Genomic DNA, 17,129 nt, shown 5'->3' with positions numbered 1-17,129 from the left:
TACCGAGTGGACACCACTCCTGGAACGTGTGTTCGCCGTCGACGAAGCATCGCAGGGGTGCCCGCGCGACGGCCGGGCCGCACACCGGGTTCGGGTTTGTCGGTCAGGGGCGTTAGCGTTCCGCGCATCACGGTCGCGGGTGAGGAGATCCCCGCGGACGTCGGCAATCCGTGCGTGGTGAGAGGCGGGATCCTTTGGGCTGGCTGGCGGCGGGCGACGGGTACGAGGTCGCTCTTGTGGAGGGCCGGGTGGCGGCGAGGGCCACCTCCGGTCGCGCGGCGGGACGACGGCTGAAGTCGCTGCCCAAACAGGTGCGTGAGCATCCCGAGGTCGAGCGGCTGCGCCGCCTGGCCGAATGGCTCGACCGGCACGAGGCCGCCTGCGTGGCGCGGGTGGACGCCTGGATGGTGTCGTCCCTGCCCGTTCCCACCGAGCTGGTGGCCCGGGTGTGGCCGGACGAGGCGTGGCGGTCGGTACTGCGCGACCTGGTGGTGGTCGGTGACGACGAGGTGGGTTTCCTGCGGGACGTCACCGACTCCGGCGAGCTGCGGGTCGTGAACCTGGACGGCGAGACCGTCCGGCTGTCCCCGGAGACGGTGACCCTGCCGCATCCGGTGCTGTTGCCGGATCTGGAGGAGCTGAGGGAGTTCGCCGCGGAGCTGGGCGTGACCCAGCGCGTCGAGCAGATCCACCGGGCGACCTGGGGCAGGCCGGTCGATTTCGTGGAGCCGGGAAAGCAGGAGGAGAAGGCCGCGGAGGTGAAGGAGTTCGCCGGGGGAAGGTTCGCCTCCCGGTTCGGTCTCGCCGCCCGCGCCACCTCGCTCGGCTACCGCGTTTCCGGTGGCTACGCCACCTGTGTGGTGCGCGACGCGGGGCGAAGCGCCGAGGCCTCCGTCTGGATCGGCGAGCCCTACTGGGACGGCGAGACCGAGACGGGCGACCTGACTTGGCGCGACCGGGAGGGCAGGCGGCTGCCGTCGCGGGAGATCGGCCCGGTGGCCTGGTCGGAGGGAATGCGCATGGCCGCGGCGCTGTACGCCGGCCGCGACGTCGAGAAGGGAACGAACGCGTGAGCCACACCACGTCGTCGCCGGGCACCCCGGCGAGTCAGCCGCCCGGGGAGCCGGAGCGGGCCGAGGTCACGGACGCGGCCATGGTTCGGGAGCTGCTGGAGGCCGGGGCGGTCCTGCCGTCCGGCGCGAGCTGGGGCGGTGAGCGGGCGGTGCCGTTGACCGCGCGCGCCTACCGGCACCCCGGGCTGGCGGAGCGGGTGGTGGTGCGTCTGGTCGCCGAGGAGCTGGGCGCCGCGGAGGATGCCGCGGCCCGCTTCCTCGGGCTGGAGCCGGACGGCGAGCCGGTCGTCGTCGGGGTGGGCCTGCGGCGCTCGCTCGGGTTCCCCGAGTGGGTGCTCGTGCATCACCCACAGGACGGCCACCACGCGCTCGCCCTGGTGCCGGAGCTGGACCGCGCGGGCAGGCAGGTGAAGTCCAAGCCGAAGGCCGCCCTCGACGCCTACCAGCGGCTCGCCACGCAGCTGGCCGGGGCCGTCCCGCACTTCCTGCCGACGTTCCTCGAACAGGCGGGCCGGGTGTTCCTCTCGGTGGAGAACACCGCCTATGCGGCGCAGCTGTTCACCCAGGCGCGCAGGGCCGAGGCGGAACACGGACTGCCCGTCGACGAGGACCGGCTTGACGCGGTGTTCCTGGAGTTCGCACTCGCGGGAGCCCTGCCGGTCAAGGCCCTGTCGGCGTACGCGAAGGAGTTGGCGGGCCGGGTGCCGGCCGGCGAGGCCCTGCGCAGGGTCCGCCGGCTGTGTGTGCGCCGCACGGCGACCGGGCTGTCGCCGTCCGCGCAGATGGCCGCCGAACTGCGTCGCCTGGCCAGGGCCGCCGGGCGCGACGCGGACGCCGAGGAGCAGGAGTACCTGGCGGACCTGCTCGGCCTGCCCGCCACCTCAGGAGCGCCGCTGGGCTGGTGGAAGGCGCATCGCCCCGCCTTGGTGGCCCTTGCCCGAAGAGAGCCCGCGATCCGCGGGACGCTGCTGAACATGATGCCCGTCAACGGTGACGGCGAGATGCCCGCCCTCTGGCTGGAGATGCTGGAGGACTCGGGAGCCGTCGCGGGCCTGGGCGCGGACGAGGTGCCCGAGCGGGAGCGCCCCGCCGACGGCACAGCGGGCTGGCTCGGACGTTTCCTGGGCATCTGGAATCCGGGGCGGCGGTCCGGCCCGCGGCTGCCGGGCCTGTACACGCTGGTCGAGCGGGTGGCGGGACGGCTGCGTACCGAGCTCGCCGGCACGGGCGGGGCCGTGCCCTTCAAGCCGGAACCCGACCTGCTCGACCTGCTGCTGTCGCTGGAGGTCCCGGTCGCCGATCCGGGCGACGGCGTGGGTCTCCTGCTGGAGTTCTGGGCCGGGAAGGAAGAGGGGCGCGACCTGCTCGCGCTGGCCGCCGACCCGCGCTTCCGGCCCGCGTTCCAGTACGCCGCCTACAGGTTCTACGACGACACCGACGGGCGGCGCGCCGTGCGCCGCCTGGCGGCGTCCCCCGGCGGCCGGACGATGCTGGCCGACTGGGTGGGCGAGGTAGCCCGGCGCTCGGTCGCCACCGGCCTGCCGCAGCTGCCCGACGCGCTCAAACGGCTCACCTGGTTGCCCGGTGAGGCGCTGGCCCTCGCGAGGGAGGAGGTCGCCGAGGCGGCCCGTGCCGACCTCGCCGCCGAGCTCGCCAGGACACTGCGCGGCGGACTCCTCGACGAGCTGGGCTGGCCGGCCTGGGAGGACGCGGTCGCCGATCTCACCGGCCCAAAGGGGGTGCGCGAGATCGAGGTCGCCGACGCCTGGCCGAACCTGATCGTCTCGGGTCCCTCCCAGGTCAGGGTGATCGGCCCGGAGGGGACCGTGCTCACCCACGACCTGCGCCCCGCCCCGGACGGCACCTGGGGAGATCCCGGCTTCCACCACGTGGACGGCGAGTTGCTCGTCTACTGGCACACCTACGGCGCGGGCGACGAGCTGCGCGGATACTGGCACTCCTCGGCGGGCACGACCCTGACGCTGGAGGGGACGGACAACAGGTGGATGCCGGGCGCCGACACGGTCACCCTGCCGCTGCCCGGCGGCGGCAGGGCCACGGGTGCCGGAGTGCTGCACCCGGGTGACACCACGGTGCCCGGCAGGCGCACGCTGATCGGGGACGGGACCTCGTTCTGGACCTGGGACGGAGACGTCGAACACTGGCGCGAGCACGACCCGTCCGGCATGGCCGACGGCAGGCTGAGCATGCCCGGCTTCCTCGCCGACGCGCTGAACTCGGCACCGGTGGGCAGCACCTTCCACGGCGGCTGGGTGCTGCCCTTCGCGGGAGAGGCGACCCCGGCCGGAGTCCCGGTGAGCGGACTGCTCGGCTGGCGGACGGTCCGGCTGCCCGACGGGTCGCTACGCGGTGAGGACCTGGCCGGTCGCACCGTCACCCTGCGCGGCGGCCAGGACGGCCCCGGGCGACCGTCGCGCGCGGTGACGTTCCCCGGCGACGACCGGCCGCGTGCCCTTGTCAAGGACTACCGCGAGATCAAGCTCGTCGACCTTGAAGGCGCCGTCGTCGCGACGGCCTCCGAGGAGCAGGCGCCCGGCCCCTTCGCGGAGGGCACCGCACTGCTGCCGCCCCCGCGTTACTGGCACCTCATGCGGGCCCGCGACCCGGAGGGCTCGCTGGCCCTGCGCGGGATCGACAGGGAGACGGCGGCGGCCCTGCTGAAGGCCGCGAGCTCCCTCGACTCCGCGCGGCTCGCGCACCCCACCCAGCCGGGACAGACGCCGGGAGCCGGACGCCCGGCCCGCGAGGAGCTGTGCGAGCTGGTCCGCACGCTGCTGCCGGGACTCACCCACGACGCGCTGATCGCCGGAGTCGCCGGGGTGACGGCGTTCGCCGCCGCACAGCAGGCGACTCTGGACGCGGCGGCGGCCAGGCTCGCCGGCGCCCTCACCGGCGAGCAGGCGGAGCAGGAGCCGGACGGCCCCGATGACCAGCTGTTCATCGAGGCGCTCAACGGCCTCGGCGCCTCGGCCGACCACTGGTCGCGAGGAGAGCAGTCCCGAGGGGTCCTCCGGCAACTGCGGACGATCGGCCGCGAGCGGCGGGATCCCTCCGGCCCGGCCGTCCGCCTCCATCTGGACGGCCAGGAGCTCGCGCAGTCCCGGCTGGGCTGGGAGCCACTGCTCCGCCACTCGGCCGCGATCGCCTACCGGGCGGCGTCGGCGCTCGAACCCGAGCGGGCGGAGGCGCTGCGAAGGCTGCTCTCCGAGATCGACGCGCTCGGACTGGCCTCCGCGGCCGAGCCCACCCCGTGGCGCCGGCTCGTGGCGCACCTGGAGAGCGGCTGGCTCGACGACGCCAGGGACAGCTGGTACGACAGCCTCTGGCGCGGAGTGCTTCCGCTGGAGGGAGGCGCCTTCATCGCCTTCCTGGAGGCCGACCCGGAGAGCGACGGTTGTACCTTCACGGGACTCTTCCACGACCCGGCCGGCCGCTTCGAAACCCCTCACCCCTACACCGTGCGCTCCCTGGGCCCGGTCGGCGAGACCAGGCAGCCGGGCTGGCTCGGGGAGTTCCTCGGGGAACTCCCCGGACGCGGCCCTGCGCCCTGGCGGGTGAAGGACGCCGAGGAGTTCGCGCGGCTCACCGGGGTGACCACGACGACCGCCAGGCTGATCGTCGCCGGGCTGCCGTACGTGGACACCTACCAGCGCAACTTCCTGCCCGCCGAGGTGCGGGCCGCGCTCGGCCTGAAGGCGGCGGAGGCCGCCGTCGCCAAGGACGAACTGCGCCGGCTGGACGCCGCCGTCCGGCGCGAGGTCGTCGCCGCGCTGCTGCCCGAGAACCCGGCCGCGCTGTGGACCGAAGGCCCGGACGTCGCCGCCGCCGCGCGGGTATGGAACGACAGGGTGGGACGGCGCGCCGCCGTCCCGGAGTGGCTTCTCGGCGAGGCGGCCCGCGCGGTGCGCACCGGATGGGAGCCCGGCCGGGCGCTGCCCGCCCTGCTCGACCCGGCCTCGGCGCCGGAGCTCGGCACGGACCTGCGATGGCGGGTGAAGGGCGACCGCGTCTCCCCGGTCGACGGCGCCGGCACCGGGTTCACCGAGTCCACGCTGGTCTCCACGGTCGCGTTGACCGCGTGGCTGGCCCACCGGCTGCCCTCGGGCGATGCCGTGCGGGCCGCGCTGCCCGCTGTGCTGGCCGTGCTCTCCGACCGGCTGGCGAACCCCGAGCTCCTGCTCGACCTGGGCCGCTACGTCGACCTTCCCGGATTCAGGAGGATCGCCGGAGCCCCCACCGAAGTCGCCGAGGGCTGGGAACGCTACGGCGCGGTGGTCATGGCCACCTACGACGACCAGCCTTCGCCGGGCCTGCGTACCGCCCTGCTCGACGCCTCGGGGAGCGACCCCTACCTGCCCGCCCTGCGGGCCCTGACCGGTGACCAGGGGCAGCCGTTCCCGGTCGAGACGGCACTGCGCACCGTTCGCGACCCGCGTTTCGAGGCGCTACTCGCCGACCCCGGAGACCCCGTGGCGGGGGAGCGCGCGGCCGACGGCACCTGGTGGCCGCAGGATCCCTCCCGCTCCGTGCCCGCGCTGCTCTCCGAGGCCGCGACGCGGTACGGGCTGGGTCAGGACGCCGCCGCGCTCTACCTGGCGCTGCTCGCGATGCCGGACCCCACGGACAAGAACGTCACCCGGTGGACCGGATGGAAGCCCGCGCGGTTCAAGGCGGCCCGCGCCGAACTGGCCGGCACCGACCTGGTGGTCGAGGCCGGTCGCGCCCGAGCCGGTCGTTCACTCTTCCTGCCGGGAGCCTGGACGGACCTCAGGACCCCGAACCTCCCGCTCGAACGGTGGAAACTCCCCATGCTCGACCTGCTCGACGCGGAGAGCGCGCCGCTCGGCGTGGTCGTTCCCATCGAACCCGCCGCCGACCTCTACGCCAGGGCGTGGCAGCGGGTCCGCGGCGGCGACATCCCCCGATTCGAGGAACTCCGGGTGCGGCGCGGCAGGCGCCGCTGAGCGGGGGCGGGCCCCGCCCCCGCGGATCGCTCACCGGAAACCACCGGTTCCCAACGGACCGGCCGGCTGGAACGCGCCTGGGACCGCCCCGTGCGTTCCAGCCGGCCGGGCAGCACGACAGACAGAAGGATCTTCCCCGATGACCATGACCGAACAGACGGTTTCCCCGGCTCCCTCCGGCCGGCAGACGCTACCGGCGGAGGAACGGCACGCCGCCGAGCTCGCCTTCCTCGCCGCCCACGACGACGGTCCCCGGCCCCCCGGCTGGTCGCTGACCCCGCGCGCGGTCGTCACGTTCGTCTGCGGCAGCGAGGGGCAGGCCCTCGAACCGCCCAGAGCCCGGCAGCCGAGTAAGGACGAAGGCTCCTCCTCGCCCGCCCGGCTCGTCATCGCCCCCAAGTTCGTCGGCGAGCGCTCCCTGGTGGAACGCTGCGTGGTCACCCTCGCCGGTGAGCGCGGCCTGCTGCTGGTCGGCGAGCCGGGTACCGCCAAGTCGATGCTGTCCGAGCTGCTCGCCGCCGCCGTCTGCGGCACGAGCGCGCTCACCGTGCAGGGCACCGCGGGCACCAGCGAGGACGCCTTCCGTTACGGCTGGAACTACGCCCTGCTCCTGGCTCAGGGGCCGAGCCGCCAGGCGCTGGTCGACTCCCCGGTGCTGTCCGCCATGCGATCCGGGCGGGTCGTCCGGATCGAGGAGATCACCCGCTGCCTGCCCGAGGTGCAGGACGCCTTGGTGTCGATCCTGTCCGACCGTCGTCTCAGCGTGCCCGAACTCGCCGGCACGCCCGACGCGCTGACCTCGGCGGCCCCGGGCTTCACCGTGATCGCCACGGCCAACCTGCGCGACCGGGGGGTCTCGGAGATGTCGGCGGCGCTCAAGCGCCGGTTCAACTTCGAGACGGTCGCCCCCATCGCCGACCCCGCCGCCGAGGCCGCTCTGGTGCGCGGACAGGCCACCGCCGTGGTGCGCCGGGCCGGCGCGGCCTTCGGCGTCGACGACGCCGTGCTGGACGCCCTGGTCACCGTCTTCCGGGACCTGCGCTCCGGCCGCTCGGCCGAGGGCTGGGACGTGGAACGGCCGGGAACCGTGATGTCCACCGCCGAGGCGGTGCAGGTGGCGGCCTCCCTCGGGGTGGCGGCGGCCTATCTCCCCGGCGGGGACGTCCTCGACCTGATGCCCGGTCACCTGCTCGGTGTGGTTCGCAAGGACGACCCGGCCGACCACGCGCGACTGCTCGGCTACTGGGACGGCCCGGTGCGGCGCCGCGCCGAGGACGGTTCCGCGATGTGGCGTCGTCTCTGGGACCTGCGGGAGAACCTGCGTTGACAGGCGACCGGCAGACGAGTGCTCAGAGCGCGCGGGACGCGCATACCCGGAAAACGACGGCTCAGGGTTCCGAGGTCTCGGATGCGGCCCCGCGGCAGGACGGAACCGGGGAGGCGACCGGCCACCATCCCCGGGAGGCGGTCGACGCGCTGGCCGGGGCCACGCGGCCCTACCTGCTCGGCGTGCGCCACCACAGCCCCGCGCTGGCGGCGGCGGTTCCGGCACTGCTCGACGCCGCCGGAGCGGAGGTGGTCTGCGTCGAGTTGCCCGCCGACTTCCAGCCGTGGTTGGTCCACCTGGCGGATCCGGCCACCCTCGCACCGGTCGCCCTGGCCGGGACACGCGGCGACGGGCGGCTCGGGTTCTACCCGTTCGCCGACTTCTCGCCGGAGCTGGCCGCCATTCGCTGGGCGCGTGAACGCGGGGCCGAGGTGCTCTGCTGCGACCTTCCGATCTCCGACCCCGGCTGGTCGGAGAGTGACCGGGCCCGGCCGGACGCGACGGAGGCGCCGCGGGCCAGGGCCTTCGCCGACGCTCTCACCGCCTCGGTCACGGGCCGGGAGGGGGACGACATGTGGGACCGCGCCGTCGAGGTGCTCGCCCCCGGCTGCCCGCCCGAGGCGGTACGCCGGGCGGCGCTGGGTGTCGGCTGGGCGCTGCGACAGGACGCGGAGGCCTCGGGCGGAGTGCCGCCCGGTGACCTGGTCCGCGAGGCGCACATGCGCGGAGTGCTCGCCGGGGCCGCCGGCGGCGGCCGGCGGGTCGCCGCCGTGATCGGCGCTTTCCACGCCCCCGCCCTGCTCGCTCCCGACCGGGCGGACCCGGGGCGGCGCACCGGCGCTCCCGACGCGCCGGCGGCCCAGGATCCCTCGCCCGCCACGTCCCTCGTCCCGTACGCCTTCGACCTGCTCGACTCCAGGTCCGGCTACCCGGCGGGCATCCGTGACCCGCGCTGGCAGCAGGCGGTTCTCGCCGCGGGCGGCGACCCCGGAAAGGTCAGGGACGCCGCCGCCCGTACGATCACCGAGCTCTGCCGCGAACTGCGCGCCGCTGGGCACACGGCGGGCACCGGCGAGGCCGTGGAGACGCTTCGGCTGGCCTGCGACCTGGCCCGGTTGCGCGGCCTGCCCGCGCCGGGGCGCGGCGAGCTGCTGGAGGCGGTGACGACGGTGCTCGGCCAGGGCGAACCTCTCGGGCGCGGCCGGGCGCTCGCCCGTGCCCTTGAGACGGTGCTCGTCGGCACCGAGCGCGGCAGGATCGCGCCGGGCACGCCCCGTTCCGGGCTCGGCCCCGCGGTCGAGGCCGAACTGGCGGAGCTGCGGCTGCCCCACCCCGGCGATCCGGATCCCCGAGAGGTCCGTCTCGACCCGCTCCGCTCCGATCTGGACCGCCGCCGTGAGATCCTGCTGCAACGCCTGCTGGTGTGCGGAACCGGGTACGGTCGGCCGGCCGAGGTGGCGGGCACGGGTGACGCGACGGCACTCACCACCCGCTGGTCGCTCTCCTGGACCCCCTCGGTCGCCGCACTGCTGGACCTGGCGGGCGTCCGAGGCGTCACCGCGGCTCTGGCAGCCGCGGGGACGCTGCGCGAGACCTTCCGCGGGGAGTCCGCCGAGGGCGGCCCCACCTGCTCGGCGATTCTCACGGGGCTGCGGGCCGCGGCCGTCTGCGATCTGCGGGACCTGGTCGCGGACCGCATCGAGGACGCCGCCGCCGTGCTTCCCGCCACCGCGGGGCTGCCCGACCTGCTCGGGGCCCTCGACCTGCTGGAGGCGCTGCGCCGCGAGCATCTTCCAGGAACCACACCGGAGAGCCGGAAGCGGGCCGCGGAGCTGTTCGGCACCCTGCTGGAGGCCGCCGTACGGTCCCTGCCAGGGCTGGCCGGAAGTGACCGGCCCGAGGACGCGACCGCCCTGACAGCGCTCGCCATCCGCTCCGCCGAGCACCGGCTCGGCCTGCGTCTCGACGACGCGCTGAGCACTCTCACGCGCACCGGCTCACCGCTCGTCCAGGGGGCCGCGCTCGCGGCCCGGATCCTGCTCGACCTGGACGCGCTCGGCACCCTCGGGGTCAGAATCGCGGGATGGGTCGACGGTGCCACGGGCACGGAGGGCCGCCACCGCCTGTCCCGCGCGATCGCCGGCCTGCTGGTCGCCGCGGGCCCGCTCCTGGAGTCGGCCGCCGAGGCTCTCGACCCGCTGCTCGACCGCGTCGACGGTCTCAGCGACCAGGACTTCCTGGACCGTCTTCCCGCGCTGCGCGGTGGTTTCGACACGCTCACCCCGGTGGCACGGGACCGGTTGCTGCGAGCCGTGACCGACCGTCTCGGCGACCGGCTCGACCTGGCGCTGAGCGCCCCGTCCGAGATCCTGGCCCTCTGGACCGCCGCGGATGTCGCCGGGCTGGCCGCGCTGAACACCCTGCGATTCCGCGTACCCGGTCTCTTCCCGCCGGGCGAGGCGGTCACGGTCGCCGGGGAGCCGGACCTTTCGGCCGTGCCTGCGGAAAGGACGGAGCCGGTGCTCCCTGCGGTACCCGCGGCGGAGCGGGAGGCCGCCTCGCGGCGCCTCGCTCCGGCCGATCGGTGGCGGCTGCTCCTCGGCAGGGAGTCCGGGCGGCTGCCCGCCGACGCCAGGCGTTACGCGCACGCCCTGGACGAGCTGTACGGGATGGGAAGGGGAGAGGGGGCAGCCGACTTCGGGTCCGGCGGCGACTGCGGCGGGCAGGGCGTGTCCTTTCCCTCCGCCCGCGAGTGGGCAGCGGAACTCGACGCCCTGTTCGGAACCGAGGTGCGGGAGGAGGTGCTGGCCCGTGCGGCCGACAGCGGGCGGACCGACGTACTGTCCGAGCTCGACCCCGACACGGTACGCCCGTCGATCGAGCTGCTGACCTCTGTCCTGTCCCTGGCGGGCGGGCTGCCCGAGCAGCGGCTGGCCCGGCTCCGTCCACTGGTCCGCCGCCTGGTCGCCGAGCTGGCCAGGGAGCTGACCACCCGGATGCGCCCGGCGCTCGCCGGCCTGGCGACGCCGCGTCCCACCCGCCGCCCCGGCGGCCGGCTCAACCTGCCCGCCACGCTCCGGGCCAACCTGGCGCACACCCGCAGGACCGGCGACGGCAGGTTTCTCGTCGTCCCTGAGCGGCCGGTCTTCAGCACGCGGGTACGCGACGAGGCCGACTGGCGGCTGGTCTTCGTGGTCGACGTCTCGGGCTCGATGGAGGCCTCGGTGGTCTGGTCCGCGCTGACCGCGGCCGTCCTGGGAGGCGTTCCCACCCTCTCCACCCATTTCCTGGCCTTCTCCACCCAGGTGATCGACCTGACCGACCGGGTCGCCGATCCGCTGTCACTGCTGCTCGACGTGCGGGTCGGCGGTGGCACCCACATCGCCGCCGGGCTCGCCCACGCGCGCTCCCTGGTCACCGTGCCGAGTCGCACGCTCGTCGTGGTGGTCAGCGACTTTGAGGAGGGCTATCCGCTCGGAGGGCTGCTCGGCGAGGTCCGCTCCCTCGTCTCCTCCGGTGTGCACCTGCTGGGCTGCGCCGCCCTGGACGACACCGGGGCCCCGCGCTACTCGGTGCCCGTCGCGCGGCAGCTCGTCGCGGCCGGGATGCCCGTCGCGGCACTCAGTCCGCTCGCCCTCGCCCGCTGGGTGGGCGACCGCCTCCGAGGAGAGAACCGTTGAACCTTCCAGCCTCCGCCTCCCCGGCAGGGCAACTGCCACCGGTGGAGCCGCACGTGGTCGCCTCGGCGGTGGAGGAGCTCACCCCCAGGCTGCGGAAGAGACTCGACGCGGCGATCGAGCGCTGCGCCGGGCTTGCCGTCACCGCCTCAGGGCAGACCGTCTCCATCAGCTGGGGCGAGGACGCGGTGGTCACCCTCAGCCCGGGGCCTTCGGGCAGGATCGCCGACCCCGATGCGGCCCGGTGCGGCTGCCTGCTCGCGCCCCGCTGCCTGCATCGCGCCGCCGTACTGAGCGTCTGCCCGGTCGCGGAGGCCGACCTGCCGGCGACCGCCGAGCCGGTCGCCGACGCGTCATCCGGTTCGGACGCGGGGGCGGACGCGCCCCTCGACCCGGTTCCCGGCCGGGAAACCGCACAGAACACGACCGGGAGAGCCGCCCAGGAGGCCGGGCCCGGACCCAGGCAGATGGCCGCCGCGGCCGGGTTGTGGGACGCCGCTACCGCGGTGCTCATGGGCGGGGTGCCCGGTGCCGGAGCGGTACCCCAGGCGGAGCTGCTCCGCGCGGCTCACACCGCCAGGCTGGCGGGCCTGCACAGGGCCGAGGCCGCCGCCCTGCGCGTCGTGCGCGGCCTGCGTGCGGCTCGTGCACGCCATGACGGTCACCGCCTGGCCGACCTGGTCTCCGCGCTCCGGGAACTTCTGCTGACCGCGGGCAGGCTCGCCGCGGCCGACCCCGATCCAGCCCTGGTGGGAACCGCGCGCCGCGCCTACCGGCAAGGCGAGGCACTGAAGGTGTACGGGGTCTGTCGGGAACCGGTGATCAGCGCCACCGGCTACGGAGGGGTGGTCACCCACCTCGTCGCCGAGGACGGCCGCTGGTTCTCCATCGCCGACGTCAGGCCCGGAGGATCGGCGCGTGCCCGTGGTGCCGCCACCGCCACGGTCGCGCTCGGCGCCGCAGCTCTCGACCACGCAGGGCTGGCCAGAGGAGGACTGCTGATCTCCGGCGCGGAGATCTCCCCCGAGGGCCGTCTCGGCGCGGGTCGCGGCGTGCGGGCCAACCCCGTCGCGGGTCTGTCCTGGTCGGCCTCGCCGCTGGCGGCACTGTTCGCCAGGCCGCTCGCCGAGACCGCCGGCGTGATGTTCTCCGGGGACCCCTGGGACGATCCGCGGGACGGCGGGGGAGCGGGGCAGCCGGTCGGATGCGACCTGGTGATCGTCGGTGCCGAGGGAGACCGGGTACTCGCCCGCGAGCTGACGCCCCGTGCGGAGCCGGGTGGCGAAGCGGGCGCGTTCCCCGCGTCCGCCGGACGTTCCGGCGCCGACGGCCCCCTCGGCGGACTGCTGATCCGGCTCGCGCCGGCCGACTCCCATCCCGATCTGGCCCATGTCGCCAACCTGCGGCAGCTCGCGTCCAGGCCGGGGCTGAGGGTACGGGTGATCGGCAGGTTGGACCCCGACAGGGCCGCCACCCTGCGCCCGCTCGCGATCGGGCCGGTCCCCGGAGCCGGTCCGACGTTGCGCCTGCCCGCCGAGTGGATGGACCGCGCCGATCTCGGATACGACCGCCTGCGAGGTTCCCACCTTCCGTCTCGCGAGGACTGCCGGCCCCGAAAGGAGGCGGCCGAGGCCGGCCCCGACCCGGTGGCGGCCTCACCCCTGTGGCGGGCGCGCCGCCTGGTGGAGCTGGCCGTTTCCGGTGGGCGGCGGACGGTCGCGGAGTCCGCGCGCGGCGACTCCCTCGCCCGGCGGGCCGCGCTTCGCCGCGCGGGCTTCGAGACCGCCGCCGACCTCGCCGACGCGCTCACCGCAGAGGCCGACCGCCGCACCCGCGATGTGTTCGGTCGTCTGGTCGACTCCGGCGACGACCTGTACGCCTGGACGTGGCTCGCCGCCGCCGTCCATCTCACGGTCACGGAACGGGCACTGGTCCGGGCCTCCTGGCACGACGACCGCGCTACCGGAGAGCAGGCCGGATGACATCCGCACCGGGATCCGTGGCGCTCCCCGGTGTTCGGCCGCCCTGGGTGAACGCCCTGGCGGGTGCGGGCGGGAAGGACCGGATCAAGAAATGTCACCGGTGGCCGATAGCGTTGCGCGGCATGAGCGATGAGATCACCGACTCCCCCACCGGTTGGGTCGCCAAGCACGCCCGCAGGTACGTCGAGTCGAACGGCGCGGAGGGCCACCTCTATCACGGCCGGCCGACACTGCTGCTGACGACGGTCGGCCGCAGGTCCGGGGTGCGCCGGCGCACCCCGCTGATCTACGGCCGCGACGGTGACGCCTACGTGGTCGTCGCCTCCAACGGAGGGGCCGCCGACCACCCGCTGTGGTACCACAACCTGCTGGTCCTGCCCCAGGCCGAGGTGCAGGTGGAAGCCCGGACGTTCACGGCCCTCGCGCGGACCGCGACCGCCGAGGAGAAGCCCGCGCTGTGGCGGCAGATGGTCGGCATTCACGCCGAGTACGCCGACTACCAGCGCAGGACCGACCGCGACATCCCGGTGGTGATCCTCACGCCCGCCTGAGGTCCCGGACCCGTCACCCGGTCATGACCGCTCGTCCGCGCCGGGGATCTCACGACGGAGTCAGAGGCGGGCCACGACCGTCGCGGTCGCGCGCACGGCTGCGATCCGATGGCGGCGCCCAGCGAGGCCGTGAGCTGTTCGTGATCTCATTTGGACCGCGACAATGCTGGCCACAAAGGGCAGTACGATCTACTGTAATTGACAATAAACCGTGCGTAAGGAGTGGGGCGTGGATCTCATCGTGCCGCCGGCGGAACGGGTGTGCTGATGGCCAGTCAAGCAAGCATCGGTGACCGCATCCGCAGATTGCGGTTGAGCAAGCACATGTCCCAGGCGCAGCTGGCCGGGTCCGATCTGTCTGACAGTTATGTTTCGCTCATCGAGTCGGGGAAGCGGAATCCCACTCCGAACGTCACGCGCCTGCTGGCCGAGCGGCTCGGCTGCGGTATCGAGTTCCTGCTCCACGGGATCGAGCCGCACCAGCGCGTCGACACCGGGCTCGCCCTGCGCCACGCCGAACTGGAGCTGTACCACGGAGATCCGGTCGTGGCGGCCGATCGTTTCGCGGAGACGGTCAGGGCCGCAGGTGACGACAACGTCGCTCTCGCCGCGCAGGCGAGGTTCGGCCGGGCTCGTGCGCTGGAGGCCCAGGGACACACGGCGCGGGCGGTCGAGGCGTACGAGCGGCTTCGCCGCGAGGCCGCGGCGCATCCCGAGCGCCTTGCCGACCTGCCGGTCGTCGTGGCGCTCTGCCGCTGCTACCACCGAGCCGGTGACGCGCTACGCGCCCGGGATCTCGGGCTGAACGCTCTGGCGCAGGCCGTTCGGCTCGGGCTCGACCAGGGCGCCCTGGCTCTCGACCTCGCCGTGGTGCTCGCCGAGACGGAGATCGACCTGGCATATGCCGAGCGCGTGCTGTCGGCGTCCGGCGTGCCCGAGGCCACAGGCCGCGGTCCGGAGGTTCTCGGCCTGTGGCAGGCCAGCGCGGCCGCGGCGGAGAAGGACTCCGCACTGGCCCTGCGGCTCGCGGAGGACGCCATCGCCGCCGGCCGGTCCACCCGGATGGCCTCCGACTACGCCCGGAGCGCGATGTGCTGGGCGTGGATCACCGCCGCGAGTCCCGAGGGGGCCGGCCTTGACCGGGCGGGCGGGTTCGCCGCCGCCGCGGCCGAGGTCCTCGCGCGCCTGTCACCCGGGGCGGTCGAACATGCCCGGAGCCTGGTCGTGCTCTCCCGCGTGCGGTTGCGCGCCGGTGACCTGGACGCCGCCGCCGACCTGTCGGAGCGGGCTCTCGGCCTGCTCACCGGTGTGCGCGGGACGGTGCCGGCCATGGCGTACGTGGTCCTGGCCGAGCTCGCCTTGGCACGCTCCAAGGACGGCGGCCCGGCGCTGGCGGAGGCGCAGGAGGCGCTCGCCGACCCGGCCACCACGTCGGCCTCCCGCACCGACAGGCAGTCGGCCAGGCTCTGGCGTGAGATCGGCGACCTCTGGGGGCGGGCCGGATCACCGCAGAGGCAGGCGAACGCCTATCGCCGGGCGCTCGAGACCGTGGGGGTCTGCTCGCGGCTGGAGACGCCGTCCGGCTTGACATGGCGTGCGGTGGCGACTTCCGCGACCCCGGCGAGCCCGGTGATTTCAGCGCGTCTCGGCGTCTCGGGTGAGTCGAGAACCGGGTGATGTCTTCGCCCTGACGCATTGACGCCCCGCCCCTCTGCCTCTTTGAAAGTGGGCACGCGCCGATGACGGATGGGCGGGGCCGCTTCGTTAAAGGGCCCCAGCAGCGCCTGGTGCCCCTGATCAACGGCGCAGACAGCGTGCTGGCATGGTTCGTACAGGACGTCTGGAGCCAGTTCGACGCCAACCACTTACTGCCGGGTGCGCCGTTGTTTCCATCGGAGCGCCGGCAGATGGACGGTCCAGGAGCCCGGACAAGCACCGACGTGGCGCGGCGCGCGCTGGCTGCCGCGGTTGCCCGGTACCTGCCGAGCTGGGAGGGCAGGCTAACCCCGCACGTGCTGCGGCACTACTGCGCCAGCCAGCTCTATCAGGCAGGAGTGGACATCCTCGCGGTTCAGGAACTGCTCGGGCATTCGTGGATCTCCACGACGATGCGCTACATCCACGTGCACGGAACCCGTATTGAGGATGCGATCATGCGCGGCCAGCAGCGCGCCGCCCAGCGTTGGGAAGGACTGATCCGATGAAGTGGAACCTGCGCCTGGCGGCGGCCAACCGAGGCATCTGGAAGGCCAGCGAATTGCGTCGGATGCTTGCCGAGCGTGGCGTGGAGATGAGCACCGGGAAGATGTCCGGGTTGTGGTCAGGCCAGCCCAACGTCTTGCGCCCGGAGGAGCTGGACGCGTTCTGCGCGGTGCTCGGCTGCGAGATCGGCGACCTGATCACCGCTGAACCAGAGAGGGGGCCGAAGTCCCAATCAAGCACGGAGAAACGCAGCACCGCGGTCGGACAGGGCACCATCGTCCCGGGCTCGACCCGGGAGGTGACTCCGAAGGCGCGGTCCAGCCGTTCGCTTCCGCCGCGGTGAAGAATCAGTCGCTCGATAGGTCCTGCCGCACTTGCGCAGGCCCGATCGAGCCTAGTACGAGCCAGCAGGGTGGGCGGCCACGCCAGCACTGCCGTTCCTGTCGGCCGTCCCGAACCGAAGAGCGGCGCACTGCCCGCGACCCGCGAATCGGCGAACCCTGCCGAACGTGTGGGGAGCCTATAGGCCGCCACGACGGCAGCGCCCGGCCCCCTGGCCGACCTCGCCTGAACTGCGAACGATGTCGTCCAGCCAGGACGAGACAACACCCCGCTTCAGCGGTTTGCCTCGACGAGGTCATCGGAAAATTGATGATCTTCCCCATCCATCGCGCGGTGCTGGAACGGGTGGTGGAGGCCGCCGAGTCCGCGAACTGGAGGGGACAGGCTCTGTCCCGGGTGTTGGCTGGCCTGATCAACGTCTTTCACGGCATCCGGAGGAACAGCCAGTCCGCATTAGCCAGCTCGATGCCGAACTTGGCCTCTCCAGCGGCGCTCGGCTGGCGCGCATGGTTCTCAACGAGGTCGGGCTCTTCGTTGATGACACCGTGTCCACGATGCGGCTCTGGATCGACCGCCAGTCCAGCACTCTCCCGGAGGGCTTCCGCGCCGACGTGCAGGCATGGTTGCGGGAACTCGGCTCCGCGGTGAGCTGCAGGAAGCCCTTCCAGGCCGCCAGGAGCAGCGGTTGGGGCGAACCGAACGTGATGCCGATCAGGAGCCGCAAAAGACCGGTGGGTTCCCTCCCGAAGATCTTCATTGGTGCTGAACTCACCGGCTTTTGCGGAGCAAGTTAGAACACAAGTCGGACTTACCGATCCGGGGACGGATCGGCCCCGCCGGACGCGGGCGTCGACTAAGCCGCGACGCATCAGGTTTCTAGCGCTAATTTCTGCACTGAGAGCGGTCACGTGGAACTCTTGATCGGCGGACAGAAAAGTCGCGGCTGACGGACACCGGTTCCTGGTGGGCGGCCACCAAAAGTCTTGGTCA

General features: G+C 73.6%; 10 protein-coding genes. All 10 read left to right on the top strand.

All coding sequences use genetic code 11. From position 1 onward, the window contains the following. The first annotated feature begins 194 nt into the window (after window positions 1-194). The 10 genes from AB0K21_RS29810 to AB0K21_RS29765 all read left to right on the top strand — a co-directional run bounded on the left by AB0K21_RS29810 (window position 195) and on the right by AB0K21_RS29765 (window position 16,933). Window positions 195-1,073, top strand: a complete 879-nt coding sequence (locus AB0K21_RS29810; protein ID WP_343968569.1) for a DUF4132 domain-containing protein — start codon at window positions 195-197, stop codon at window positions 1,071-1,073. After that, window positions 1,070-6,058, top strand: a complete 4,989-nt coding sequence (locus AB0K21_RS29805; protein ID WP_364155021.1) for a DNA-binding protein — start codon at window positions 1,070-1,072, stop codon at window positions 6,056-6,058. The genes AB0K21_RS29810 and AB0K21_RS29805 overlap by 4 nt, the downstream gene beginning before the upstream one ends. Window positions 6,059-6,197: 139 nt before the next feature. After that, window positions 6,198-7,385 carry an AAA family ATPase gene (locus AB0K21_RS29800; RefSeq protein ID WP_364155019.1) on the top strand — a complete coding sequence of 396 codons (1,188 nt, stop codon included), beginning with the start codon at window positions 6,198-6,200 and terminating at the stop codon, window positions 7,383-7,385. Then, window positions 7,382-11,065: a DUF5682 family protein gene (locus AB0K21_RS29795; RefSeq protein ID WP_364155017.1), complete on the top strand. Its 3,684-nt coding sequence runs from the start codon at window positions 7,382-7,384 to the stop codon at window positions 11,063-11,065. Before AB0K21_RS29800 ends, AB0K21_RS29795 begins: the two co-directional genes overlap by 4 nt. Then, window positions 11,062-13,044: a hypothetical protein gene (locus tag AB0K21_RS29790; protein WP_343976876.1), complete on the top strand. Its 1,983-nt coding sequence runs from the start codon at window positions 11,062-11,064 to the stop codon at window positions 13,042-13,044. The genes AB0K21_RS29795 and AB0K21_RS29790 overlap by 4 nt, the downstream gene beginning before the upstream one ends. A gap of 122 nt (window positions 13,045-13,166) precedes the next feature. Then, window positions 13,167-13,595 carry a nitroreductase family deazaflavin-dependent oxidoreductase gene (locus tag AB0K21_RS29785; protein WP_343976874.1) on the top strand — a complete coding sequence of 143 codons (429 nt, stop codon included), beginning with the start codon at window positions 13,167-13,169 and terminating at the stop codon, window positions 13,593-13,595. A 267-nt stretch (window positions 13,596-13,862) separates the two neighbouring features. Continuing rightward, window positions 13,863-15,272 carry a helix-turn-helix transcriptional regulator gene (locus AB0K21_RS29780; protein ID WP_343976870.1) on the top strand — a complete coding sequence of 470 codons (1,410 nt, stop codon included), beginning with the start codon at window positions 13,863-13,865 and terminating at the stop codon, window positions 15,270-15,272. A 62-nt stretch (window positions 15,273-15,334) separates the two neighbouring features. Next, on the top strand, window positions 15,335-15,799 hold the full coding sequence (locus tag AB0K21_RS29775; RefSeq protein WP_364155014.1) for a site-specific integrase: 465 nt from the start codon (window positions 15,335-15,337) through the stop codon (window positions 15,797-15,799). Continuing rightward, window positions 15,796-16,140 carry a helix-turn-helix transcriptional regulator gene (locus AB0K21_RS29770; RefSeq protein WP_364155012.1) on the top strand — a complete coding sequence of 115 codons (345 nt, stop codon included), beginning with the start codon at window positions 15,796-15,798 and terminating at the stop codon, window positions 16,138-16,140. The genes AB0K21_RS29775 and AB0K21_RS29770 overlap by 4 nt, the downstream gene beginning before the upstream one ends. A 238-nt stretch (window positions 16,141-16,378) precedes the next feature. Continuing rightward, window positions 16,379-16,933, top strand: a complete 555-nt coding sequence (locus AB0K21_RS29765; protein WP_364155010.1) for a hypothetical protein — start codon at window positions 16,379-16,381, stop codon at window positions 16,931-16,933. Window positions 16,934-17,129 lie beyond the last annotated feature (196 nt).

It is taken from the genome of Streptosporangium sp. NPDC049248 (assembly GCF_040678965.1).
Classification (GTDB): domain Bacteria; phylum Actinomycetota; class Actinomycetes; order Streptosporangiales; family Streptosporangiaceae; genus Streptosporangium; species Streptosporangium fukuiense.
The sequence above is the reverse complement of the archived record's forward strand: the minus strand, read 5'-3'. Positions and strand labels throughout refer to the sequence as shown.

What these genes read in the sequence shown, in the direction of transcription:
- AB0K21_RS29800 (WP_364155019.1), top strand. Translation starts at nt 6,198, where the DNA reads ATGACCATGACCGAACAGACGGTTTCCCCGGCTCCCTCCGGCCGGCAG.
- AB0K21_RS29775 (WP_364155014.1), top strand. Translation starts at nt 15,335, where the DNA reads ATGACGGATGGGCGGGGCCGCTTCGTTAAAGGGCCCCAGCAGCGCCTG.
- AB0K21_RS29770 (WP_364155012.1), top strand. Translation starts at nt 15,796, where the DNA reads ATGAAGTGGAACCTGCGCCTGGCGGCGGCCAACCGAGGCATCTGGAAG.
- AB0K21_RS29765 (WP_364155010.1), top strand. Translation starts at nt 16,379, where the DNA reads ATGTCGTCCAGCCAGGACGAGACAACACCCCGCTTCAGCGGTTTGCCT.
- AB0K21_RS29785 (WP_343976874.1), top strand. Translation starts at nt 13,167, where the DNA reads ATGAGCGATGAGATCACCGACTCCCCCACCGGTTGGGTCGCCAAGCAC.
- AB0K21_RS29780 (WP_343976870.1), top strand. Translation starts at nt 13,863, where the DNA reads ATGGCCAGTCAAGCAAGCATCGGTGACCGCATCCGCAGATTGCGGTTG.